This is a genomic window from Stenotrophomonas sp. YJH_SMC_12-1 (assembly GCF_059370935.1).
On the sequence record NZ_JCAFUD010000008.1, the window covers coordinates 212377 to 234821 of the forward strand.

22 protein-coding genes are annotated in these 22445 nt (G+C 67.5%); 15 read left to right on the forward strand and 7 right to left on the reverse strand.

Annotation, left to right across the window (positions count from 1 at the left end; genetic code table 11):
- Nucleotides 1–50 precede the first annotated feature (50 nt).
- Both AC5P8Y_RS16290 and AC5P8Y_RS16295 read left to right on the forward strand, forming a co-directional pair.
- Complete coding sequence (locus AC5P8Y_RS16290) at nt 51–1394, forward strand: diguanylate cyclase (protein WP_049402719.1); 1344 nt, start codon at nt 51–53, stop codon at nt 1392–1394.
- Nucleotides 1395–1479: 85 nt separating this feature from the next.
- On the forward strand, nt 1480–1941 hold the full coding sequence (locus tag AC5P8Y_RS16295; RefSeq protein WP_004151683.1) for a bacteriohemerythrin: 462 nt from the start codon (nt 1480–1482) through the stop codon (nt 1939–1941).
- Here AC5P8Y_RS16295 and AC5P8Y_RS16300 read toward each other — a convergent pair.
- A complete protein-coding gene (locus AC5P8Y_RS16300) occupies nt 1922–3214 on the reverse strand; it encodes an MFS transporter (RefSeq protein WP_174842179.1) in 1293 nt (430 codons plus the stop codon). The genes AC5P8Y_RS16295 and AC5P8Y_RS16300 overlap by 20 nt on opposite strands.
- A gap of 156 nt (nt 3215–3370) precedes the next feature.
- Here AC5P8Y_RS16300 and AC5P8Y_RS16305 point away from each other — a divergent pair, with 156 nt between their 5' ends.
- A complete protein-coding gene (locus AC5P8Y_RS16305; RefSeq protein ID WP_111188552.1) occupies nt 3371–4012 on the forward strand; it encodes a hypothetical protein in 642 nt (213 codons plus the stop codon).
- 115 nt (nt 4013–4127) lie between these two features.
- Here the strand turns inward: AC5P8Y_RS16305 and AC5P8Y_RS16310 are convergent, their stop codons facing one another.
- Nucleotides 4128–5624: an aldehyde dehydrogenase gene (locus AC5P8Y_RS16310; protein ID WP_049402717.1), complete on the reverse strand. Its 1497-nt coding sequence runs from the start codon at nt 5622–5624 to the stop codon at nt 4128–4130.
- A gap of 103 nt (nt 5625–5727) precedes the next feature.
- On the opposite strand from AC5P8Y_RS16310, the gene aptA reads away from it, so the two are divergent.
- The 7 genes from aptA to AC5P8Y_RS16345 all read left to right on the forward strand — a co-directional run bounded on the left by aptA (nt 5728) and on the right by AC5P8Y_RS16345 (nt 12451).
- Nucleotides 5728–7080, forward strand: coding sequence for an omega-aminotransferase AptA (gene aptA / locus AC5P8Y_RS16315; protein ID WP_005412783.1), 1353 nt, complete (start codon nt 5728–5730; stop codon nt 7078–7080).
- 63 nt (nt 7081–7143) lie between these two features.
- A complete protein-coding gene (locus AC5P8Y_RS16320; RefSeq protein ID WP_049402715.1) occupies nt 7144–8022 on the forward strand; it encodes a plasmid replication/partition related protein in 879 nt (292 codons plus the stop codon).
- A 118-nt stretch (nt 8023–8140) separates the two neighbouring features.
- Nucleotides 8141–9427 carry a DUF445 domain-containing protein gene (locus AC5P8Y_RS16325; protein WP_111108355.1) on the forward strand — a complete coding sequence of 429 codons (1287 nt, stop codon included), beginning with the start codon at nt 8141–8143 and terminating at the stop codon, nt 9425–9427.
- A 246-nt stretch (nt 9428–9673) separates the two neighbouring features.
- The gene (locus AC5P8Y_RS16330) at nt 9674–9988 is read left to right on the forward strand and encodes a DUF3649 domain-containing protein (RefSeq protein WP_033834719.1); all 315 of its coding nucleotides are present in this window, start codon (nt 9674–9676) and stop codon (nt 9986–9988) included.
- Nucleotides 9985–11622, forward strand: coding sequence for a PepSY-associated TM helix domain-containing protein (locus AC5P8Y_RS16335; RefSeq protein WP_111188550.1), 1638 nt, complete (start codon nt 9985–9987; stop codon nt 11620–11622). The genes AC5P8Y_RS16330 and AC5P8Y_RS16335 overlap by 4 nt, the downstream gene beginning before the upstream one ends.
- On the forward strand, nt 11619–11948 hold the full coding sequence (locus AC5P8Y_RS16340) for a DUF3325 domain-containing protein (RefSeq protein ID WP_049402712.1): 330 nt from the start codon (nt 11619–11621) through the stop codon (nt 11946–11948). Before AC5P8Y_RS16335 ends, AC5P8Y_RS16340 begins: the two co-directional genes overlap by 4 nt.
- 29 nt (nt 11949–11977) lie before the next feature.
- On the forward strand, nt 11978–12451 hold the full coding sequence (locus tag AC5P8Y_RS16345; protein ID WP_033836021.1) for a hypothetical protein: 474 nt from the start codon (nt 11978–11980) through the stop codon (nt 12449–12451).
- Between the two features lie 121 nt (nt 12452–12572).
- Here AC5P8Y_RS16345 and rlmKL read toward each other — a convergent pair whose 3' ends face one another.
- Both rlmKL and AC5P8Y_RS16355 read right to left on the reverse strand, forming a co-directional pair.
- Nucleotides 12573–14711, reverse strand: coding sequence for a bifunctional 23S rRNA (guanine(2069)-N(7))-methyltransferase RlmK/23S rRNA (guanine(2445)-N(2))-methyltransferase RlmL (rlmKL, locus tag AC5P8Y_RS16350; RefSeq protein ID WP_049402711.1), 2139 nt, complete (start codon nt 14709–14711; stop codon nt 12573–12575).
- Between the two features lie 145 nt (nt 14712–14856).
- Complete coding sequence (locus AC5P8Y_RS16355; protein WP_033834993.1) at nt 14857–15384, reverse strand: alpha/beta hydrolase; 528 nt, start codon at nt 15382–15384, stop codon at nt 14857–14859.
- Between the two features lie 72 nt (nt 15385–15456).
- Between AC5P8Y_RS16355 and AC5P8Y_RS16360 the strand changes: the two genes are divergently transcribed.
- The gene (locus tag AC5P8Y_RS16360; protein ID WP_049402710.1) at nt 15457–16023 is read left to right on the forward strand and encodes an N-acetylmuramoyl-L-alanine amidase; all 567 of its coding nucleotides are present in this window, start codon (nt 15457–15459) and stop codon (nt 16021–16023) included.
- A 324-nt stretch (nt 16024–16347) separates the two neighbouring features.
- On the opposite strand, the gene AC5P8Y_RS16365 is transcribed toward AC5P8Y_RS16360, so the two are convergent.
- From AC5P8Y_RS16365 to AC5P8Y_RS16375, 3 genes are all read right to left on the reverse strand, one after another.
- Nucleotides 16348–17250, reverse strand: coding sequence for a sulfurtransferase (locus AC5P8Y_RS16365; RefSeq protein ID WP_049402709.1), 903 nt, complete (start codon nt 17248–17250; stop codon nt 16348–16350).
- Nucleotides 17247–18050 (reverse strand): CoA pyrophosphatase, encoded by an 804-nt coding sequence (locus AC5P8Y_RS16370; protein ID WP_032965692.1) that lies wholly within the window; start codon nt 18048–18050, stop codon nt 17247–17249. The genes AC5P8Y_RS16365 and AC5P8Y_RS16370 overlap by 4 nt, the downstream gene beginning before the upstream one ends.
- A gap of 217 nt (nt 18051–18267) precedes the next feature.
- The gene (locus AC5P8Y_RS16375) at nt 18268–18969 is read right to left on the reverse strand and encodes an FKBP-type peptidyl-prolyl cis-trans isomerase (RefSeq protein WP_005408797.1); all 702 of its coding nucleotides are present in this window, start codon (nt 18967–18969) and stop codon (nt 18268–18270) included.
- 167 nt (nt 18970–19136) lie between these two features.
- On the opposite strand from AC5P8Y_RS16375, the gene AC5P8Y_RS16380 reads away from it, so the two are divergent.
- From AC5P8Y_RS16380 to AC5P8Y_RS16395, 4 genes are all read left to right on the forward strand, one after another.
- Nucleotides 19137–19919, forward strand: coding sequence for an enoyl-CoA hydratase/isomerase family protein (locus AC5P8Y_RS16380; protein ID WP_049402708.1), 783 nt, complete (start codon nt 19137–19139; stop codon nt 19917–19919).
- A gap of 4 nt (nt 19920–19923) precedes the next feature.
- Nucleotides 19924–20277 (forward strand): hypothetical protein, encoded by a 354-nt coding sequence (locus AC5P8Y_RS16385; RefSeq protein WP_049402707.1) that lies wholly within the window; start codon nt 19924–19926, stop codon nt 20275–20277.
- Nucleotides 20277–20966, forward strand: a complete 690-nt coding sequence (gene nth / locus AC5P8Y_RS16390; protein WP_012479638.1) for an endonuclease III — start codon at nt 20277–20279, stop codon at nt 20964–20966. Before AC5P8Y_RS16385 ends, nth begins: the two co-directional genes overlap by 1 nt.
- Before the next feature lie 196 nt (nt 20967–21162).
- Nucleotides 21163–22374, forward strand: coding sequence for an OprO/OprP family phosphate-selective porin (locus AC5P8Y_RS16395; RefSeq protein ID WP_005408793.1), 1212 nt, complete (start codon nt 21163–21165; stop codon nt 22372–22374).
- The last annotated feature ends 71 nt before the right edge of the window (nt 22375–22445 follow it).

Consider the following 22445-nt stretch of genomic DNA (forward strand, 5'->3'; position numbering starts at 1 on the left):
CGAAACCGCCGTTATCCGTGCCGAGCCCCTCCCTCGTGAGCCACCGCATCATGCCCGTCCTGCCGCAGGCCGCCGTCGATGGCGACCTGACCGATCCGCTGCCGCAGCGGATCCTGCTGGTCGAAAACTCCCGCGCCTTCACCGGCATGCTGCGCGAGGCCATCGAGCAGCGCCTGGAACTGCCGGTGGTGATCGCCTCCACCCTGGCCGAGGCCGACCGCCTGCTGAGCGAAGGTGGCGGCTGGTTCCTGGTACTGACCGGGCTGGTCCTGGCCGATGGCGACCGCGACGCGGTGGTCGAGTTCTTCCTCAAGCGCGACCTGCCCACCGTGGTGGTCAGCGGCGTCTACGACGAGGACCTGCGCAAGCGCGTGCTGCAGCAGCAGATCATCGACTACGTGCTGAAGAACACTCCCGGCAGCATCGATTACCTGGTGTGGCTGGTGCAGCGGCTGGAGCGCAACCGGCGCATCGCCGCGCTGGTAGTGGACGACTCACCGTCCGCGCGCGGTTACGCCGCAGCCTTGCTGCGCATGTACGGCCATGAGGTGCACGAAGCGGCCGATGGCAACGAAGGCCTGGCCGCGATCGAGGCGCATCCGGCGATCCGCCTGGCCGTGGTCGACCAGGAAATGCCGGGCATGCAGGGCGTGGAGTTCACCCGCCGCCTGCGCACCCTGCGTTCGCGCGACAAGGTGGCGGTGATCGGCATCTCCGGCAATACCGATGCATCGTTGATTCCGCGCTTCCTGAAGAACGGCGCCAACGATTTCCTGCGCAAGCCGTTCTCGCGCGAGGAATTCTTCTGCCGGGTCTCGCAGAATGTGGACCAGCTGGAGCTGATCGGCACCCTGCAGGACCTGGCCACCCGCGATTTCCTCACCGGCCTGCCCAACCGCCGCTGCTTCCTGGAGCAGAGCCAGCGCCAGCTGCCGCAGCTGCAGCTGCACGGCCAGTGCGTGGCGGTGGCGATGATCGACATCGACCACTTCAAGCACATCAATGACACCCATGGCCACGAAGCCGGCGACGATGCGCTGCGCGCGGTGGCCGGCGCGGTGGCCACGCATGCACGCAGCCACGACCTGATCGCGCGCTTCGGCGGCGAGGAATTCTGCCTGCTGGTGCCGGACATGGAACAGGACGAGGCGCTGCTGTACTTCGAGGAGCTGCGCCAGCGCATCGCCGCGCTGGAGGTGGACATCGGCACCGCCACGCTGCGCATGACGGTCAGCATCGGGCTGTGCTGCCTGCGCCCGCAGCGCGATGCACTGCACCGGCTGATCTCCGAAGCCGACCGCCAGCTGTACCTGGCCAAGGCCGGTGGCCGCAACCGGGTCAGCTGCACCACGGTCGCCAGCCCGCTGCGCCCACGCGAGCCGGCGCTGCCCTGACCCGTACGCTTTGATCCAGATCAACGCCGCCCGCGCCGGGCGGCTCTACAGTCCGCCCCGACATACGCATGAAGGGGAGCCGGGGATGGCACTACTGGTCTGGCAGGACGATCTGAACATCGGCATCGATGTGATCGACCAACAACACCGCCGCATCATCGAAATGCTCAACCACCTGCACGTGGCCCAGGCCAGCATGCAGCGTGCCGCAGTGGGTGAAGTGATCGACGAGGTGGTGGACTACACCATGTCGCACTTCGCGTTCGAGGAAGAGCTGATGGAGGAAGCGGGCTACCCGTTCTGTGCCGCGCACAAACGCGTGCATGAGGTCTTCATCAAGCGTGTCTCGGAGTACCGCATGCGCTTCCAGGCCGGCGAGGACATCAGTGACGAGCTGCGCACCATGCTCTCGCGCTGGCTGTTCAACCACATCCGCGGCGACGACCAGGCCTATGCCGAACAGGTCAAGGCGCACCTGAACCAGTTCGCCCGCGAACACCAGGGCGGCGGCTGGCTGGGTCGCACGCTCAAGCGCTTCTTTGGTTGAGCCGCAGCGCGCGCCGGTGCAGTGCCACCAGCGCGCACAGGGTGGCCACCGCGGTCAGGCACAGGTAGTAACCCACCGCAACCAGGCCGAAGCGCTCGGCCAGCCAGGTGGCCAGGTACGGCGCCGGTGCCGCACCGAGGATGCCGGCCAGATTGAAGGACAGCGAGGCACCGGTGTAGCGCACCTCCACCGGGTAGATCTCGGCCAGGAAGGTACCGCAGGGGCCGTAGGTCAGCCCCATCAGGAACAGGCCCAGGCACAGGAAGGCGGTGACCAGCCACGGGCTGTGCGGCTGGAACAACGGCGCGAACAGTACGCCGAAGCCGACGATCAGTACGCTGGCAACAATCATCGTGCGCCGCGTGCCCCAACGGTCGCCATAGCGCGCCGACAGCGGGATGCCCAGCGCGAAGAACAGCATGCCGGCCATCTGCATCAGCAGGAACTGCTCGCGGCTGTAGCCCAGCACCGCGGTGCCATGGCCGAGACTGAACACCGTCATCAGGTAGAACAGCACGAAGGTGGCGAAGGCGCCCAGCGTGCCGAGCAGCATCGGTACCGGGTGGTCACGCAGTACCGTCCACATCGGCAACCGCACCGGCGCCTTGCGCTCCAGCGCCTTCTTGAAGTCCGGTGTCTCGTGGATGTTCAGGCGCACCCACAGGCCAAGGCCGACCAGCAGTGCGCTGGCCACGAACGGAATGCGCCAGCCCCACTGCAGGAAGTCGTTCTGGCTCAGGCAGCGGCCGAGCACGAGGAAGATGCCGGCCGACAGCAGGAAGCCGAGCGGTGCGCCCAGCTGCGGGAACATGCCGTACCAGGCGCGCTTGCCCGGCGGCGCATTCTCGGTGGCCAGCAGCACCGCCCCACCCCACTCGCCGCCCAGCCCCAGGCCCTGGCCGAAACGGCACAGCGCCAGCAGCGCCGGCGCCCACAGCCCGATCTGCGCGTGGGTCGGCAGCAGGCCGATCAGCACCGTGGACAGGCCCATGGTCAGCAGCGCGGCGACCAGAGTGGCCTTGCGGCCGATGCGGTCGCCGAAATGGCCGAACACCGCCGAGCCGACCGGACGCGCGATGAACGCCACCGCGAAGGTCGCCAGTGACTGCAGCAGGGCCGCCTGCTCACTGCTGTCCGGAAAGAACAGGTGCGGGAACACCAGCACGGCGGCCGTGGCGTAGATATAGAAATCGAAGAATTCGATGGTGGTGCCGATCAGGCTGGCCAGCAGGACACGACGGGGGGAATTCACGGGTGGCGCGGCAGCAGTGATCGTCGACATCGGCAACACGGGTAACGGCGGATCGCCCGATTCTGCCACGGGCCGATGGCCGCACGGGACGATGGTTTCAGCCGACACCGATGCCAACGGAATTTTTCCGGCCGCCGGCTAGGCTGCGCCACCGGTCCCTGCATGGATGCCTTGCCCATGGCTGCAGTTGCGTTGTCATGCTCCGATTCGCCGAAGCTGCCGCGGATGGCGGCGTGGCTGGTGGTACTGCTGGTGCATGGCGGGCTCGCTCTGTGGCTGCTGGACAGCGGCCGGATCGAACTGCGCAGCGGTGAGGGCCCGCGGATCTCGCTGCATTGGCTGCCACTGGAACCGCCGGCGCCGGTACCTCAACAGCCCGCCTCGCCCTCCGTAAAGATGACGCGTCCGGCCGCATCGATGATGCCCCGCCCTGCTCCGGTTGCACAGGCAGAGAGCGCCCTGCCTGCCCCGGGGAACGTGGCTGCAGTGGCGCCACTGATCCTGAGCCTGCCTGCGGGCAGCATCGACGGTGGTGACGGCATCAGCGCAGCTGGCGTGGCGCCGCGCCTGATCGGTCGGCGCGAGGTCCATCCTGCGTTCGGGCCTCGCCGCAATTACTTCCGGATCCGTCGGCAGATGAGCCCCGAGCAGATCGTGCATGGCGTGGCGCAACTGCTGGGGCTTTGGCCGCCGGGATACATCGTCGACCCGTGCGAACTGGGTAAACAGGACATGGACTATTTCCAGAACGCGGTCGAAGACGCCGACCGCGACATGCTGCGCGCGGCAGTGCTGCAGGTGAGTGCCCGCTGCCGGTAGCTCGACGGCTGTCTGCCTTCTGCAGAGTCGAGCAACGCTCGACTGCTCTTCGCGAGAAGCAGTCGAGCAGGGCTCGACGCTACAAAGAACGAACAGCGGTCAAGCCGCCACGTCGTTACAGCTGGATCCAGGTGGCCTTGATCTCGCTGTACTTGTCGAACGCATGCAGTGACTTGTCGCGCCCATTGCCGGACTGCTTGTAGCCACCGAACGGTGCGGTCATGTCGCCACCATCCCAGCCGTTCACCCACACGCTGCCGGCGCGCAGCTGGCGTGCGACGCGATGGGCGCGGCCGAGGTCACGTGTCCACAGGCCCGCCGCCAACCCATAGCGGCTGTCATTGGCCACGCGCACTGCCTCTGCTTCGTCCTCGAAACCAAGTACCGCCAGCACCGGGCCGAACACCTCCTCGCGTGCCAACGCGTGGTCCGGACGCACCTGGTCGAACACCGTGGGCTGCACATAGCAGCCGCCGGCCTCCACCTCGGCCCGATGGCCGCCGAGCAGCAGGCGGGCGCCCTCGCCTTCGGCCCGTGCGATATCGGCCAGCACCTTGTGCACGTGCGCGGCATCGACCAGCGCGCCCATCGGTGCATCGGCCTCCAGTGGATGCTGCGGCTGCATATGCTGGCCGTAGGCAATCACCTGGTGCACGAAGTCCTCACGGATCGAGCGCTGCACCAGCAGCCGCGAGCCGGCGGTGCAGACTTCGCCCTGGTTGAAGAAGATGCCCTGCGCCACGGCCTTGGCCGCTGCGTCCAGGTCCGGTGCATCGGCGAACACCAGGTGCGGGCTTTTGCCACCGCATTCCAGCCAGACCCGCTTGAGGTTGGACCGTCCCGCATGCTCCAGCAGCTTCGCGCCGGTGGCGGTGGAACCGGTGAAGGCCAGCACGTCCACATCCATGTGCAGCGCCAACGGTTCACCGACGCGCGTACCGTGGCCTGGCAATACGTTCAGCACGCCGTCCGGCAGGCCCGCCTCAGCGGCCAGCGCGGCCAATCGCAACGCACTCAAGGGCGACCGCTCGGAAGGCTTGAGCACCACCGAATTGCCCATGGCCAGCGCAGGCGCGATCTTCCAGCAGGCCATCAGCAACGGAAAGTTCCATGGCACGATCGCTGCGACCACGCCGGCTGGCTCGCGCGTGACCAGGCCCAGCTCGTGTGGGCCAGTCGGTGCGACTTCGCCGTACAGCTTGTCCACCGCTTCGGCGGTCCAGCGCAGGCAGCGCACCACGCCGGGCAGGTCGATACGGCGTGCGTCGCGCACCGGCTTGCCCATGTCCAGGGTTTCCAGCAGGGCCAACTCATCAGCGTGCTTTTCCACCAATGCCGCCAAGGCCAGTAACACCCGCTTGCGATGGGCCGGGCTGGCCTCTGACCAGTGGCCCGCATCGAAGGCACGCCGCGCCGACCGCACTGCGCGCTCTACGTCATCTGCATCGCAGTCGGCGACCACCGCCAGCACGCGCCCATCAATCGGGCTGATGCAGTCGAAGCGCGCGCCGCTGGCAGCGTCGGTGTAACGACCATCAATGAAGGCCTGTGCGGATATCGAAAGCTGCTGGGCCAGCACCTGCCAGTGGCTGCGGTCGGGAAAGGCGGCCATGTCGGGCTCCTCGGAACAGTTTCCCCGGTTATACCGGCGCGGCCGCGACTCCGCCGTGACGTGGCTGCGCTACATTTCCCCCATCGGACCCGATGGAGCTGGCATGAAGCGTTCCGCGAGCGACCTGCACGATCTGGCTACCCAACGCCCGGAGTCATTGGAGGCGTACTGGATGCCGTTCACCGCCAACCGCCAGTTCAAGGCCGCGCCGCGTGTGCTGGTGCGTGCCGAGGGCATGCACTACGAGGATGTCGACGGCCGCCAGATCCTCGATGGCACCGCCGGCCTCTGGTGCTGCAACGCGGGCCATGCCCGCCCACGCATCGTCGAGGCCATCGTCGAGCAGGCACGCACGCTCGACTACTCGCCGGCCTTCCAGATGGGCTCACCGCCGGCCTTCGCGCTGGCGCAGCGACTGGCCGCATTGGCGCCGACGCCACTGAACCATGTGTTCTTCACCAGCTCCGGCTCGGAGGCGGTGGATACCGCGATGAAGATCGTGCTGGCCTACCACCGCCAGCGTGGCGAGGGCCAGCGCACGCGTTTCATCAGCCGCGAGAAGGCCTACCACGGCGTGGGCTTCGGCGGCATGGCGCTGGGCGGCTTGCCCAACAACCGCAGGGCGTTCGGTCTGCAGCTGGGCGGCGTGGACTACCTGCGCCACACCCTGGACCTGCAGCGCAATGCGTTCAGCAAAGGCCTGCCGCGCCAGGGCGCCGAGCTGGCCGATGACCTGGAACGACTGATCGCACTGCATGATGCCTCAACCATCGCGGCGGTCTTCGTCGAACCCATTGCCGGTTCCGCCGGGGTGATTCTGCCGGCGCCGGGCTACCTGCAGCGCCTGCGCGAGCTGTGCGACCACCACGGCATCCTGCTGGTGTTCGATGAGGTCATCACCGGTTTCGGCAGGGTCGGCATGCCATTCGCCGCACAGCGCTTCGGGGTCACCCCCGACCTGCTGACCTTCGCCAAGGCGGTCAGCAACGGCGCAGTGCCGCTGGGCGGCGTGCTGGCCAGCGACGCCGTGCATGCAACCCTGATGCAGGCACCGCCACAGGCCATCGAGCTGTTCCATGGCTATACCTATTCGGGGCATCCGCTGGCCTGCGCGGCCGCACTGGCCACGCTGGAGGTCTACGCCGAGGAGCGCCTTTTCGAGCGCGCCATCGAGCTGGGCGAGTACTGGCAGGAACGGCTGCATGCGCTGCAGGGCCTCCCCAACGTGATCGACATCCGCAACTTCGGCCTGGTCGGCGCGGTCGAGCTGGCGCCTCGCCGCGATGCGCCGGGCAGCCGGGGCTACGAGGTCTATCGGCGCTGCTTCCACGACGGCGGGCTGCTGGTGCGCTGTACCGGTGACATCATCGCGCTGTCGCCCCCGCTGATCGTGGACAAGGCGCAGATCGACCAGATCACCGGCACGCTGGGCGAGATGATCCGGGCCACTGCCTGAGCCCTGGCCGGCGGCGGCGAGCGGGTACAATGGGCGGTTCCGCTCCTGCTCGCTGCCGTGCCCATGGATATCGTCGTCAAAGAAGAACTCAAGGCCTATATCGATCCGCTGACTGCGGACGAACATGACGCGCTGGAGCGCAGCATCCTGGCCGAGGGCTGTCGTGACGCGCTGGTCCTGTGGGGCAACGTACTGGTCGACGGCCACAACCGCTTCGGCATCTGCCAGAAGCATGGCCTGCCCTTCAACACCGTACAGAACACCCGCTTCCAGAGCATGGAAGACGTGCACCTGTGGATGATCGAGCAGCACCTGGGCCGTCGCAGCGTGTCCGACTTCCAGCGCGGCGTGCTGGCGCTGCGCAAGCGCGACATCCTGGCCGCCCGCAAGCAGATCGAGCAGGCGCAGCTGCAGCGCGAGAGCGATGGCACTGCCGACGTCACCGATGAGGCCGGCGAAGACAGCCCGCCGTGGGAGCCGGCACCGAAGATCAGCCGCGCCGAGCTGGCCCGCGAGGCCAAGCTGAGCACCAGCCAGGTCGGCATGATCGAGCGCATCCACGCCCAGGCCGCGCCCGAAGTCGTCGAAGCGGTGAAGGCCGGCGTGATCTCGATCAGCGCCGCCGCCGCCGTGGCCGACCTGCCGGAGGACGAGCAGCGCGCGGCCGCGGCCGGTGGCAAGGACGAGCTGAAGCAGGCCGCCAAGCGCGTGCGTGAATCCAAGCGCAAGCCGCGCGCACCGAAGCCGGACGCGGCCGAGATGGATTTCGAGGAGGCAAATGAGGACGAGATCGCCAGCCGCGATGCCGAGGTGCTGTCGGCGCTGGAGCAGCTGGGCGAGGACGCACCGGCGCTGCGCCGTCGGGTGGTCGCGCTGACCCGTGAGAACGACACCCTGCGCGCGCAACTGGCCGCGCTGCGCAAGCAACTGGAAGCGCTCTGAACCAAGGGGTAGTGCCGGCCGCTGGCCGGCAACGCCATGAACGTATCGGGTGCGTTGAGGATGCCGGCCAGCGGCCGGCACTACCAGATGCTCATGCCGTGCCGGTTAGACTTCCGGCATGACGTCTGCCAACGATCCGCGCCGCGCTCAGCTGCGGCGCCTGAAAGCCCTCGCGCTGGGCCTGCTGCTGTTGATGCTGGCCGGTTTCGCGGTCAGCCACTGGCAGGGCGAGCGCGGCATCTGGGCCTGGGTTTCGGCGTTCTGCGAGGCCGCAGCCGTGGGCGCACTGGCCGATTGGTTCGCCGTGGTCGCGCTGTTCCGGCGGCCGATGGGCCTGCCGATCCCGCACACCGCGATCATCCCGCGCAGCAAGGAACGCATCGGCGACAGCCTTGCGCTGTTCGTGCGCGACCAGTTCCTGGAGCCGGGCGTGCTGCTGGCCAAGCTGCAGGTGTTCGATCCGGCCAGCCGCCTCGGCAGCTGGCTGGCCGACCCGGCACGCTCGCGCATGCTGGCCGACATGGTCCGCGGCTGGGCGCTGCAGGCACTGGATTTCTTCGACGAAACCGCCGTGCGCCGGCAGCTGCACGGCTTCGTTGTGCAGCAGTTGCGGCAGTGGAATGCCGCTGCCACTGCCGGTGAACTGCTGGCCCTGCTGACCGCCGATGGTCGCCACCAGCGCGTGCTGGACGAAGGCCTGCAGCGGCTGGGCCGCTGGCTCGAGCAGCCCGAGGTGAAAGAACGCGCCTCGCAGCTGATCGTGCGTTACATCCAGCGCGAATGGCCGACGCTGTCGAGCACGGTGAACTGGGTCAAGCCGATTGACGAGATCGGCGACAGCCTGGCCGAGCGCCTGGCCCGCGCGGTACTGGAAGAGCTGCAACAGGTGCTGGCCGAGCCGCAGCATCCGCTGCGCCAGGACTACGAGAGCTGGCTGCAGAATTACGTGCAGCGCCTGCGCGAGGACCCGGCCCTGACCGAGCGCATCGAACAGCTCAAGCAGGAAATGATCGACCATCCGGCCCTGCAGGACTACGTGCAGGGGTTGTGGGCGCGCATCCACGCCAGCCTGCGCGCGGACCTGCAGCGCGAGGACTCGGCGCTGGTCGGCCACCTGCAGCGCAGCCTGGGTTCGCTCGGTGCGAGCCTGCAGGCCGACCCGGCGCTGCGCGAGGCCCTCAACCAGCACCTGCTGGAAGGCGCGCAACGCCTGACCGGCCGCCTGCGCGAAGGCGTGACCACGCATATCGCGCAGACCGTGAAGGGCTGGGACGAGCGCCATCTGGTGGAACAGCTGGAACTGAGCGTGGGCCGCGACCTGCAGTTCATCCGCTTCAACGGCACCCTGGTGGGTGGCCTGATCGGCCTGCTGCTGCATGCGGCGACAGTGGTGTTCAGGTTCTAGGCCTCAACGCGCCCTTCGGGTAATCACGCTTGATTCATAAAATGCGAATGCCTATCATTTACTGATCGGTTGTACGCTTAGCCAATCGGGTGCGGAAGACGCACCCATCGCCCGTGTACATCCCCCACCTCTGGACTGCCCGTCTGCGCGGGCCGTGCTTCGTCGATGGGACACGCTGGGCGACATGCGCAGGGCGCAAGGGGGCCGCGGACGCGTTCCATCCCCTCTCCTACCTGCAGGAATGCCGTGGACCGCTCGCCCGCAACCGCCAGCCCCCGCACCTTCTTTTCCAACCCGCGCTGGGGCGTGCTGTCACGCTCGTTGGCCGCGATCTTCGGCGGTTACGCGCTTGCCTCGGTGACCAGTGTGTTCTGCGCCGTGGCCCTGCCCGGCGCCCGTGGCCAGACCGTGCTGACCGGCATGCTGCTGGCCATCCTGGTCGCCGCCTGTGCGGCACTGTGGGCATTCGCCACCCGCAGCGCGCTGCGCGCCTGGGTCGGCATCCTCGCGCCCGCGCTGCTGATGGCCGCCATTGCGCGCCTGATGGGGGCCTGGGCATGAAGAACGGATTCCGCCAGTCGATGGCCTGGCTGCACACCTGGACCGGGCTGCTGGTTGGCTGGTTGCTGCTGCTGATCTTCATGGCTGGCACGGCCAGCTACTACCGCGAGGAAATCAGCCGCTGGATGCGTCCGGAACTGCCGTCCAGCAACGTCAGCATCGACGTCGCCGCACAGCGCGCGGTGGACTACCTGCAAGCCAACGCCGCGCAGGCCGAAAGCTGGTTCGTCACACTGCCGCAGCCGCGCAACCCGGCCATGCAGATGTTCTGGCGGTTGCCGCCGGAACTGGCCGATCCCAGCCGTGGCCGCCGCGGTGGCTTCGGCGACGCCACGCTGGACCCCAACACCGGCCAGGCATTGAAGGCGCGCGAGACCCGCGGCGGCGACTTCTTCTACCGCCTGCACTTCGACCTGCACTACATCCCGGTGCTGTGGGCACGCTATCTGGTCGGCTTCTGCGCGATGTTCATGCTGGTGGCGATCATCACCGGCGTCATCACCCACAAGAAAATCTTCAAGGACTTCTTCACCTTCCGCAAGGACAAGGGCCTGCGTTCCTGGCTTGATTTCCACAACGTCAGCGCGGTGATGGCCCTGCCCTACCACGCGATGATCACCTACACCGGCATTGTGACGTTGATGATCATGTACCTGCCGTGGGGGGTGAAGGTGGCCTACCCGCAGGACGAGGACACGTTCTTCTTCGAGGCCTTCGGCGGCCTCCCGGAAGTGACCGCGCCCGCCGAGGGCCACGCCACGCCGTTGCCGATCGCACAACTGCTGGACAACGCGCGCGCGCATTGGCACGGCGTGGAGGTGGCCGGTTTCACCGTGTCCAATCCGGGCGCGGCCAATGCGGTGATCGACATCCGCCAGCGCGACGGCAAGCGCCTGTCCATCGACACCCCGGCCGTGCGTTACGCCATGGTCAGCGGTGCTCTGCTTGAGGAAACGCCGCCTTCCGGCGGTGCCACCGCCACCCGCGGCGTGCTGTACGGCCTGCACCTGGCGCGTTTTGCCGACTGGGGCCTGCGTGCACTGTTCTTCCTGTCCGGTCTGGTCGGCTGCCTGATGGTGGCCAGCGGCGTTGTGCTGTGGGCGGTGAAGGAACGGCCCAGGCACGCCAAGAGTGGCCGCACCGGCTTCGGCCTGCGCCTGGTCGATGCGCTGAACATCGGCACCGTGGCCGGCCTGCCGATCGCCTTCGCCGCCTACTTCTGGGGCAACCGCCTGCTGCCGCTGGACATCGCCGAGCGCTCGAGTGCGGAGGCCAACGTGTTCTTCTACGCCTGGGCCGGCGCGCTGCTGGCCGCCTTCATCTGGCCGAAGCGGATGATGTGGGCGTGGCAGCTCTACCTGGGCGCGGCCGCGTTCGCACTGGTACCGGTGGTCAATGCGCTGACCACGCATGCGCACCTGGGCAACACCCTGCGCAACGGCGACTGGGTATTGGCTGGCTTCGATCTGTCGATGATCGCGTTCGGTGCGATGCTGGTGCTGTGCGGTTGGCGCATGCAGCGCTGGACGCCACCGCTGAGTGCGGCCGAGAAGAAGAAGCGTGCAGCCACTGCGGCTGCGCCGAAGGCATCGGTGAACACTGCAGACGCGGCCGAAGCGGAGGCCAGCGCATGATGCTGCTGGCGCTGACCCTGTCGTTCTCTGCGTTTACTGCGCTGTCGCTGGCGATGGAAAAGCACCAGCACGACCTGCATGGCAAAGCCGCGGCCACACCCGCACGGCGGGTGCTGTGGCGGGTGCTGGGCTGGGCGCTGCTGGCGGCGGCGTTCGCACTGTGCGTGGCCGACCACGGCTGGGCGATGGGCCCGGTGCTGTGGCTGGGGGCAATGACCCTGGCCGGCGTGACGCTGTCGTTCGGGTTGTATCCGTATCGTCCAACATGGATTGCGCCGCTGGCGATCGCGCTGCCGGTGCTGGGGTTGATGCTGGAATTGCTGTAGCCGCAGGACGGGGACAGCGGCATCCACGCTTGGCGTGGATCTACAATGCCCGTATGGATAGCATGCTGCAGCGGATGTCTGGAATCGGCTTTTTTTCCCGGTTGGGTGAAACACTGCCCATAACGGCCGGCGTCGTCGCCGTTCGGTCGCTGGCCGAAGCAATGCGGACCATCGATACCGATGGTTTCGAATGGATGCCCACAACACTGGGCGATTCGGATCCGTTTCACGGCGCCCTGCCCCATCCCGCCGAACTGGCCGACGCCCGACGCGAACTCAACCGCACGTTGATGCGCGCGCTTTCGGCGCTGGATCTGCCGGCACTGCGCTGCGGTGCACATGACCTGCAGCTGGTGGCGCGCGATGGAGCGATGTTCGCCTTCCGGCAACGCCTGCTGGAGATGCATCTCGGCCTGCCGGCACACTGGGAGCCTGTGCTTGCGCTGTACGAACAGGGCCATTGGCCCCTGGCCCATGCGCCGGGGCGATTGTTGGTGCTTTAGGTCGATCCACGCATGGCGTGGACCTACGGACCAGATGCGGTAATGCCGACCGCTGGCCGGCATCCCGCGGACCTTCCACGGTTCTGACGCAGTTGCCGGCCAGCGGCCGGCACTACCGGGATTACCCCAACCGCTTCAATTCCCACGCGCGATGGATGCGCGCGTTGCGCTCGAAGTCCGGGCCGATGGTGCGCGCGGTGATCTCGCGGCACTGGGCAAATTCGGCAATGGCGTTTTCTTCCAGCTTGAAACGGCGGAAGTTGTTCGAGAAGTACAGCACGCCCCCCGGTGCCAGCCGCGCCACCGCCGCGCGCAGCAGCTTCAGCTGTTCGCGCTGCACGTCGAAGTCATCGGCGCGTGCGGAGTTGGAGAAGGTCGGCGGGTCACAGAAGATCACGTCGTACTGGCCACGGTCGCCTTCCAGCCAGGCCATCGCATCGGCCTGCACCAGAAGGTGCTGGTTGCCGCCCTGCCCGTTCAACGCCAGGTTGTCGTAGCACCACTGCAGGTAAGTGGCCGACAGGTCGACGCTGGTGGTGCTGGCGGCACCAGCCACGGCGGCCTGCACGCTGGCCACGCCGGTGTAGCAGAACAGGTTGAGGAAACGCTTGCCACGCACCTGCTCGGCCATCATCCGGCGCAGCGGGCGATGGTCGAGGAACAGGCCGGTATCGAGATAGTCGAACAGGTTCACCTGCAGCAGTGCGTTGTTCTCGCGCACTACGATGAATTCATCTCGCTGCTCGAAGCGGCCGTACTTGCTGCCGCCCTTGCCGCGCTCGCGCGACTTCATCGAGACCTGCTCCGGCGGCACGCCGAATACTTCGCGCGCGGCAGCCAGCAGTTCGTTGCGGCGGCGGCGCACGTCGTTCTCCGGAATCGCGGCCGGTGCGGCGTATTCCTGCACGTGCAGGAAGGTACGGCGCTTGCCACCGTCTTCCTCGTAGACGTCGATGGCGGCCGCGTATTCCGGCAGGTCGGCGTCATAGGCACGGAAGCAGGTGATGTGCTCGCGGGCGCGCCAGCTCTTGAACTTCTTCAGGTTCTTGCGCAGGCGGTTGGCCACCATCTGCGCACCTTCGCTCAGCTCGCGCGGTTGTGCCGGATCACGGCCCGGCACGGCAATCGGATCGCAGACGATCAGCGCGCATTCCAGCGCACCGTTGAACATCTGGTACTTCTTGCTGGCGCGCAGGCCGGTGGCGAAGGCCAGCTCGTCGTTGCCGCACAGCAGGCTGGCACGCCACTGCGGCACCGCCTTCTGCAGGGCGTTGCCCAGTGCGCGGTACAGCGCCGGATCGGCGGCCAGGCGCTCGTCGTAGGGCGGGTTGCAGACCACCGCACCGATCTCCTGCTCCGGCGCGGCCAGGTCGGCCACATCGGCACGGGTGAAGCGGATCGCATGAGCGACGCCCGCGACCTCGGCATTCTCGCATGCCGCCTGGATCGCAGTCGGATCGATGTCGCTGCCGTGGATGACCGGCTTCAGCGCGGCCAGGCCGGCGGCCTCGCGATCGCGTGCTTCGCTCTGGAGGGTCTTCCAGGCCGCCTTGTCGAAGCCCAGCCAACGGCTCGGCGGCAGGCTGCCGTGGCGCATCAGGCCCGGGGCGACGTCGGCGGCCATCAGCGCGCCTTCGATCAGCAGCGTGCCGCTGCCGCACATCGGGTCCAGCAGGCCGCCACCGGCGGCGTGCAGGCGCGGCCACTGCGCGCGCAGCAGCAGCGCGGCGGCCAGGTTTTCCTTCAGCGGTGCCTCGTGGGCGGCGCCACGCCAGCCACGGCGATGCAGCGGGCCACCGCCGAGGTCGATCGACAACGAAGCGCGGCCCTTGCGCAGCGACAGGTTGACGCGCACATCGGGCAGATCGGTGTTGACCGAAGGGCGCTCCAGGCCTTCATCGCGCATGCGGTCGACGATGGCGTCCTTGATCCGCTGCGCGGCGAAGCGGGCATGGGTGATCTTGTCGCCGGACACGTGTGCGTCCACCGCCAGGGTCATCTCCGGCTTGATGTGCTCATGCCACGGCAGCGCACGCACGCCGTCGTACAGAGCCTGCTCGTCCGGGCACTCGAACTCGTCGATCGGCCACAGCACGCGGCTGGCCAGGCGTGACCACATCACGATCCGCAGCGCCTGCTCCAGTTCGCCCTCGGCGTTGACGCCGGCAATGGTGGCAGTGGCCTTGCCAAGGCCCAGGGCCGACAGTTCATCGGCAAGCAGGTATTCCAGGCCCTTGGCGCAGGAGACGAAGAATTTCACGGGGTCGGTTCGCAGGTGGTCGGGCGCGGCACAGGGGCCGCGCCGGTCGGAAAGGAGGGCCGTAGGCACGGCCGGCAGGCCCGCGCCGGGGGCGGCGGGGCTGCCATTGTAGTCAATGCGGGCAGGCGCGCCTTGCGCCCGGGCTTCACAGTTGCCGCAACAGGCGCTCGAAGGCCTGTGCGGAGGCCTCCACGTGGTGCTCCAGGCGGTGGCCGTCGTCGACCAGCAGCAGCTGCGCCGAACGCGCCTGCGCCCAGGCGATCACTCCGGCGGCCGGGACCACATCGTCATGCCAGGCCTGGACCACGGTGGTCGGCACGGCGGCGGCGTCCAGCGCCGGCATCGGGCCCATCGTAGTCGGCGGCACCATCAGGAACAGGCCGGCGACCGGTACCTGCAGTGAGGCGATGCCGGAGATGTAGGCGCCCAGGCTGGAACCGGCCAGTACCACTGGGCCCTGCCGGGCGGCGATGGCGGCGCGCTCGACCAGGCGGCGCAGGCGGGTCGGCACATCGCCTACCCGGCTGACCTCGCTCATCGCATCCAGGTCGGTGTAGTCGGGGCGCTCGTGGGTCCAGCCCAGCCGCTGTGCCACCTCGGCCAGCGCGGTGACCTTGGTCGCTTCCGGGCCGCTCTCGAAGCCGTGGGACAGGATGCAGTGGCCGCGGCTCATGCGTGCGCTCCGCACGAACGGGCCGACAAGGAAAGGGAAGGCAGGTTCATGCCGCAATGCTAGCATCGCCGGATGCCCAACCCGCTCCTGCCCGGCCTGCAGCTGCAGCCCCTGCCCTACGAAGACCGCCTGCCACTGCGCGACCCGGCCACGCTGGAGATGGTGGTGATCCACTGCACCGAGCTGCCCGACCTGGCGATGGCCCGCGAGTACGGCGAGCGTGTGCTGTACGACAGTGGTGCCGGCAACAGCGGGCATTTCTACATCGACCGCGATGGCAGCGTGGTGCAGTACGTGGCACCGGAACGGGTGGCCCACCACGTGCGCGGCATGAACGCGCATACGCTGGGTATCGAACTGGTCAATACCGGGCGCTACCCGCACTGGTTCGACAGCCGTCACCAGGCGATGGACGAGGCCTACACCGAGGCGCAGGTGGAAGCGCTGGAACAGCTGCTGTTGGCGCTGGTGGCACGCTATCCGTCGCTGCAGCGGATTGCCGGGCATGACCAGCTTGATCGGGAGCAGGTGCCGGCCAGCGATGATCCGACGCTGATGGTGGCGCGCAAGCGTGATCCGGGGCCGTTGTTCCCGTGGGCGCGGGTGCTGGCGAAGGTGCCGCTGCAGCCGGTTGGGTAAGCGGCAGGGCTGCGCTCTGCACCCGCAGAAGCAACGGCAACGTCAACGTCAAGAGCTGGCATTCCGGGGGATGGCGGGGTGGGTCCGGTTGTGGGGGACGCCGTAAACCCGTCCATGGGGGCTTGGCCGCGGCATCCATGCCGCGGACACCCCCGCAACCGGCCCCACCCCGCCTTCGACAGATTTCTGCCGCTGTTGGTGGGTGCCGACCTTGGTCGGCACGGAGTCGGATCCCGTGGCCACGCAACGGGCTCTGACCCCCGATTTACGCTCGATGGGGTCAGAGCCGTTTTCCGTTGGAAAACGGATCCGAACCCGCGCTTCTCAGGTACCGGTCGCCACCGGGCGGCTGCTGTCGCTCACCCAACCGCTCCAGGAGTCGGCGTAGATGCGTGCGCCGCTCAAGCCTGCGCTTTCCATCGCCAGCAGCAGGTGGCAGGCGGTCACGCCGGAGCCGCACATCAGCACCACCTGCTGCGGATCACGGTTGCCGATCACACCCTGCAGCTCGACGCGCAGTTCCTGTGCATCGCGCAGCCGGCCGTCGGCGACGTTCAACGCAAACGGACGGTTGACCGCGCCGGGTACGTGGCCGGCGACCGGGTCCAGCGGCTCGACTTCGCCGCGGAAGCGTTCGCCCGCGCGTGCGTCGACCAGCCAGCCCGGCGCGTGCTTCAGGCGTGCGCTGATCTCCTCGGCATTGGCGATCCGGGTGGTGTCGAAACGGCCCGGGTAAGCCGGCAGCGTGGTCACCTCGTCCGGCCCCGTCGCCAAAGGTTGCCCTGCGGCCTGCCACGCGGCGATACCACCATCGAGCACGGCCACCTTGCTGTGCCCGATCAGGCGCAGCAGCCACCACAGGCGCGAGGCGGCCATGCTGCCGTCGCTGCCGTCGTAGACCACCACCTGCGTGTCAGGACCGATACCCCACTGGCCGAGCTTCGCGGCGAAGGCATCGCTGTCCGGCAGCGGATGGCGACCATGGCCGACGCGCGACAGATCGGACAGGTCACGATTCAGATCGGCATACACCGCACCCGGGATATGACCTGCCAGGTATTGGCCGCTGCCCGCCTGCGGATCGGCCAGCGAGGAACGTGCATCAACCACGCGCACCGCGGTGCTGGCGGTGGCGCGTGCGTCGACCACACGGATGCCCTCGCCCAACGCGGCAGCCAGGGTGGCGACATCGACCAGGGTGGTCCACGGCGGATCGATCGGGTTCATTGCACTTGCTCCAGGCGGCGACGCAGGTTGTAGAGAATGGCCGCGGTGGCACCCCAGATGCGCTGGCCGGGCCAGCTGTACTCAAGGACGTGACGGATGCGGCCGCGATGGTTGATTTCGACCTGGCGCAGGTTGTCCGCCGCCATCAGGTAGTCCAGCGGCACCTCGAACACCTCGGCCACTTCGCTGGGCTGCGGCACCGGCACGAAGTCCGGATCGACCACCGCCACCACCGGGGTGACCCGATAGCCGGTGATCGTCACGAAGGGATCGAGATAGCCCAGCGCCTGCACCTGGCCCGGAGCCAAGGCGATTTCTTCCTGGCTCTCGCGCAATGCTGCCGCCAGTGCGTCGCGGTCGTCGGGCTCGGTGCGGCCGCCGGGGAATCCGACCTGGCCACCGTGCGTGCGCAGGGTTTCGGTGCGACGGGTGAGGATCACCTGCGCGCCACTGGCGCGCGGCACGATTCCCGCGAGCACGGCCGCTTCCACCGGAGGCCCGGGCGGCAGCAGATCGATCAGCTCGCTGCGGTTCCAGCCATCGCCGGCCGGCGGATCGGCCAACGGATGCAGCGCGCGCATCAAACGTTCGTGGTCGGCCAGCGAGCCGCGCAGTGATTGCTGGAGCTGCGCCCGCAAAGGCTGCACGCGATGCAGGATGCGACTGCGTTCGTCGTTGCTCATCGACGGCCACCGTGCGATTTCATCGATATGACGTCCGCAGCCGGTGCACTGCCGGTGCGGATCCAGCGTGCACACTCCGATGCAGGGACTTGCGACAACACGCGCCGTTTCTTCCATTGTTTGCACCCGGCAACAGTAGCGCGAACGGGCTGAATTTGCGCGGGTGGGCCGGTCGGACGGTAGAGTCGACTGTCAGTCGACTCGCGCGCGCAGCGCGGGCGTTTCCCCGATGTGACCCAAGAGCAGTCGACTGACAGTCGACTCTACCGTCAGGCACTGCGCAAACAAAAACGGGCCGGTGGAATCACCGGCGCGTTTGGTTTACTGCTTCGATTTACTTGACGCTGACCAGCTTGATCTCGAACTGCACAGCCACGTTCGGCGGGAACGGGGTGCGCGGGTCCGCACCGTAGGCCTGGTCCGGCGGCAGGGTGACTTCCCACTTCGAGCCGGCCGGCATCTGCAGCAGGGTCTCGCGCATGGCCTTCATTTCGACTTCGCTGACCTTGATCGACGGGATCTGCTGGGCCGGGCGGGCTTCGGTCGGGCGCTGGCCGTACGGGAACGGACCGGCCACTTCCAGCTGCACGGTGCTGGCCTGGGTCGGCTTGGCACCCTTGCCGGCTTCGATCACGCGGTACTGGACGCCGCTCGGCAGCGACTGCACGCCGGCCTTGGCCTTGTTCGCCGCGATGAACTGATCGCTCTTGGTCTTGTTTTCGGCAGCAGCCTTCTCGTACTCGGCCTTGGCAGCCTGGGCACGGCCCTGCTCGCGCTTCTGGAACGCTTCAACGGCCGGCTTCAGCTGCTCGGCGGTGATCGCCGGCTGCTTCTTGGCGTAGGCATCCTGCAGGCCCTTCACCACCGAGTTGATGTCCAGCTGTTCACCACGACCGGTCAGCTCCGCCAGGTTGTTGCCGTAGTCGTAACCGAAGTAGTAGCTCAGCTTGCCCTTTTCGGACGAGACGTCCTGGGCGAAGGCATTGCCCGTCAGGGCCAGGGCCGCGACGGCGACCGCGATAGAACGCAACTTCATCAAACAGTTCTCCAGGGGTGGTAACTCAGGGACGTTCTGCGCCGCCCTGAGGCGACGGGTTAGGATAACGGGCGCAACGTGTAACCGCTACTCACGATGCAGGCTATGACCCGTCTGCGTTCGCGGAGTTCAATATCACTTTTTTTTAACGTTCCAGGAGTTTCCCCGTGGCCGATGCCCTGATCGCTGTCGCCGACGACGGCGCCATCCGCACCGTGACCGTCCAGCGCCCGGACAAGCTCAACGCTCTGAACGCCGCGACCCTGCAGGCCCTGGCCGAGGCCTTCAGCGCCTCCGCCGCAGACCCGGAGATCCGCGTGGTGGTGCTGACCGGTGCCGGCCCGAAGGCGTTCGTGGCTGGCGCTGACATCGCCGAGATGAACACACTCAGCGCGGTTCAGGGACGTGATTTCTCGCTGCTGGGCCAGGCCCTGATGCGCCAGATCGAGCGCATGCCCAAACCGGTCATCGCCCGCGTCAACGGTTTTGCCCTGGGCGGCGGCCTGGAACTGGCCATGGCCTGCCACCTGCGCATTGCCGCCGATACCGCCAAAGTCGGCCAACCGGAAATCAATCTCGGGCTGATTCCCGGCTTCGGCGGCAGCCAGCGCCTGCTGCGCCTGTGCGGCCGCGCCGCCACCCTGGAGCTATGCCTGCTGGGTGCACCGATCAATGCCGCACGTGCGCTGGAACTGGGGATCGTCAACGAGGTGGTACCGGCCGACGCGCTGGACAACCGCGTGCAGGACATCGCCCTGCAGCTGGCACGCTCGGCGCCGCTGGCCCTGCGCGGCCTGCTCGATGCGGTGCACGTGGGCGGCGAATGCAGCCTGGAAGCCGGGCTGGAATACGAAAGCGCACAGTTCGGCCTGCTGTTCGCCACCGAGGACATGCGCGAAGGAACCAGCGCCTTCCTGCAGCGCCGCCCGCCGGCCTTCCAGAACCGCTGACGCCATGGCATCCCGACCCAACCCCGCGCAGCTGTTTGCCCGGGTCCAGGCAGACGATCTCGACGGCGCCCTGCAGGCCGGGCTGATGGACTATGTCGCCCGCGCCGACGACGCGCAGTTGCTGCACGGCCACCCGGAACTCCCGCAGCGGTTGCAGCAGGCCCAGCAGCAGCTTCAGGCCGCCTGGGCGGCACGCGAACGCTACCGCGCCCGTGCGGTGCGACTGGCCCGCCGCGAAGCCGAACGCGACGCGCGGCGCACGCCCGCCCCGGCGCCGGACGTGAAGCCCGCCCTGCCCGCCGCGGCCGCCGCCATCCTCGCCCGGGCCAAGGCCCGCGCCAGCGGCAAGGAGCAGTAATGGCGACCACGAAGAAAACCGCACGCGCCCCGGCGCGGCGTGGCGGCACGATGCCGCGCGCCGACGTGGTGGAAATGTTCACCCGCCTGCGCGAACTCAACCCGCACCCGAAGACCGAACTGGAGTACAGCTCGCCGTTCGAGCTGCTGGTGGCGGTGGCGCTGTCGGCGCAGGCCACCGACGTCGGCGTCAACAAGGCCACGCGCCGCCTGTTCCCGGTGGCCAACACGCCGGCGAAGATCCTCGCGCTTGGCGAAGAAGGACTGAAGCAGTACATCGCCACCATCGGCCTGTTCAACGCCAAGGCGAAGAACGTGATCGCCACCTGCGCGATCCTGCTGGAAAAGCATGGTGGTGAAGTGCCGCGCGATCGCGATGCGCTGGAAGCACTGCCGGGCGTGGGCCGCAAGACCGCCAACGTGGTGCTCAACACCGCCTTCGGCGAGCCGGTGATGGCGGTGGACACGCATATCTTCCGCGTCTCCAACCGTACCGGCCTGGCCCCGGGAAAGAATGTGCGCGAAGTGGAAGACAAGCTGGTGAAGGTGATCCCCGCCGAATTCCTGCTCGACGCGCATCACTGGCTGATCCTGCACGGACGTTATGTGTGCAAGGCGCGCAAGCCGGATTGCCCGGGATGCGTGATCGCCGATCTGTGCCGGTTCAAGGACAAGACCCCGGCCGAGTGACGGCCGCATCCATGCAGGGCGTGGATCGACTGCAACCAAGGCGCAATCCGGGCGTCATACGCAAGCGGGTTCAATGGCAGGCCCTGCCGTGACGGAGCCTGCGGTGGATGTCTGCCGCGCGTGAACTGTCACATTTACGCAATCTTTACCTTCTAGCCTGCGCGCATCTTCCCACCTGCCTGCAAGGCTCCTCTCCATGAAACTGCATCACCAACTCCTGACGGTGGCCGTGGCTGCTGCGCTGTATGTGCCGGCTGCACACGCCGAAGTCGCCATCGACGTGATCGGCGGTTCGGAAATCACCTTCGAAGGCCTGGTCCAGGCCGATGGCAACTGGTTCCACAACGATGTGGTCGACCTCAACGGTGGCGACGCCGGCAACGGCAAGAACAGCGAATTCGAACTGCGTCGCGCCGAGCTGGTGCTGAAGGGCAAGGGCCCGGGCAACGTGGAGTGGGTGGTCGGCTATGACGCCAAGGCCGACAAGTTCCTCGACACCAACGTGAAGTACAAGCTGCTGGGCAACGCCAACCACTTCCTGCAGCTGGGCCAGTTCAAGCAGCCCAACAGCCTGGAAGAACTGTCCAGCACCAAGAACAACGATTTCATTTCCAAGGCAGCGGTCACCAACACCTATGCCATCGCCCGCCGCCTGGGCGGCGCATACAGCTACGGCCAGGACAACTGGTCGGTGACTGCCAGCGCCTTCGGCCGCGAGCTGACCCGCAACCTGGCCCACGGCAGCGGCTACGGCGCGCGTGGCACCTGGGCCCCGATCAATGAAAAGGGCCAGGTCCTGCACTTCGGCCTGAGCTACGTCAACTACGACACCGACGCCGACACCCTGCGCGTGCGTGCACGTCCGAATGCCGACCTCGCCACTGCCCGCCTGGTCGACAGCGGCAACCTGACCGACACCGACCGCGTCAGCACCATCGGTGCCGAAGCGATGTACTTCCAGGGCCCGTTCAAGGCCCAGGCCGAGTACTACACCAGCAAGGCCAAGCGCTACGACCACGACAACTACACCAGCGACGGCTATTACATCAGCGGCGTGTGGAACGTCACCGGCGAGACCTGGAGCTACAAGGGCGGCACCCCGGGCACCGGCCTGCCGAACAACCCGGCCGGCGGCCAGTGGCAGCTGGGCGTGCGCTACGACCACATGGACCTCAATGACGGCAACCTCGCCGCCAACCCGGTTGCCGGTCGCCCGCCGATCGTCGATGGCGTGCTGGGTGGCAAGATGGACATCTGGACCGTGGGCGCCAACTGGTACCTGCGTTCCAACTTCAAGCTGATGCTCAACTACGTGATGGTCGACAGCAAGAAGTACAGCTCCACGGCGCGCGGTTTCGTCAACGATGATCCCAACATCCTGGAAGCCCGCGCGCAGTTCTTCTGGTAAGTCCAGCCCCCTGCGTTGACCCGCGAAGGCACGGCCCCGGCCGTGCCTTCGTCGTTGCATCGGTAGCCGCG

Excerpts from the sequence above, each read along its gene's own strand:
- nth (WP_012479638.1), top strand. The coding sequence starts at position 20,277 with ATGGCGACCACGAAGAAAACCGCACGCGCCCCGGCGCGGCGTGGCGGC.
- AC5P8Y_RS16335 (WP_111188550.1), top strand. The coding sequence starts at position 9,985 with ATGAAGAACGGATTCCGCCAGTCGATGGCCTGGCTGCACACCTGGACC.
- AC5P8Y_RS16325 (WP_111108355.1), top strand. The coding sequence starts at position 8,141 with ATGACGTCTGCCAACGATCCGCGCCGCGCTCAGCTGCGGCGCCTGAAA.
- AC5P8Y_RS16290 (WP_049402719.1), top strand. The coding sequence starts at position 51 with ATGCCCGTCCTGCCGCAGGCCGCCGTCGATGGCGACCTGACCGATCCG.
- AC5P8Y_RS16340 (WP_049402712.1), top strand. The coding sequence starts at position 11,619 with ATGATGCTGCTGGCGCTGACCCTGTCGTTCTCTGCGTTTACTGCGCTG.
- AC5P8Y_RS16395 (WP_005408793.1), top strand. The coding sequence starts at position 21,163 with ATGAAACTGCATCACCAACTCCTGACGGTGGCCGTGGCTGCTGCGCTG.
- AC5P8Y_RS16295 (WP_004151683.1), top strand. The coding sequence starts at position 1,480 with ATGGCACTACTGGTCTGGCAGGACGATCTGAACATCGGCATCGATGTG.
- AC5P8Y_RS16375 (WP_005408797.1), bottom strand. The coding sequence starts at position 18,969 with ATGAAGTTGCGTTCTATCGCGGTCGCCGTCGCGGCCCTGGCCCTGACG.
- AC5P8Y_RS16385 (WP_049402707.1), top strand. The coding sequence starts at position 19,924 with ATGGCATCCCGACCCAACCCCGCGCAGCTGTTTGCCCGGGTCCAGGCA.
- AC5P8Y_RS16310 (WP_049402717.1), bottom strand. The coding sequence starts at position 5,624 with ATGGCCGCCTTTCCCGACCGCAGCCACTGGCAGGTGCTGGCCCAGCAG.
- AC5P8Y_RS16305 (WP_111188552.1), top strand. The coding sequence starts at position 3,371 with ATGGCTGCAGTTGCGTTGTCATGCTCCGATTCGCCGAAGCTGCCGCGG.
- AC5P8Y_RS16370 (WP_032965692.1), bottom strand. The coding sequence starts at position 18,050 with ATGGAAGAAACGGCGCGTGTTGTCGCAAGTCCCTGCATCGGAGTGTGC.
- AC5P8Y_RS16355 (WP_033834993.1), bottom strand. The coding sequence starts at position 15,384 with ATGAGCCGCGGCCACTGCATCCTGTCCCACGGCTTCGAGAGCGGCCCG.
- AC5P8Y_RS16365 (WP_049402709.1), bottom strand. The coding sequence starts at position 17,250 with ATGAACCCGATCGATCCGCCGTGGACCACCCTGGTCGATGTCGCCACC.
- AC5P8Y_RS16320 (WP_049402715.1), top strand. The coding sequence starts at position 7,144 with ATGGATATCGTCGTCAAAGAAGAACTCAAGGCCTATATCGATCCGCTG.
- aptA (WP_005412783.1), top strand. The coding sequence starts at position 5,728 with ATGAAGCGTTCCGCGAGCGACCTGCACGATCTGGCTACCCAACGCCCG.
- AC5P8Y_RS16360 (WP_049402710.1), top strand. The coding sequence starts at position 15,457 with ATGCCCAACCCGCTCCTGCCCGGCCTGCAGCTGCAGCCCCTGCCCTAC.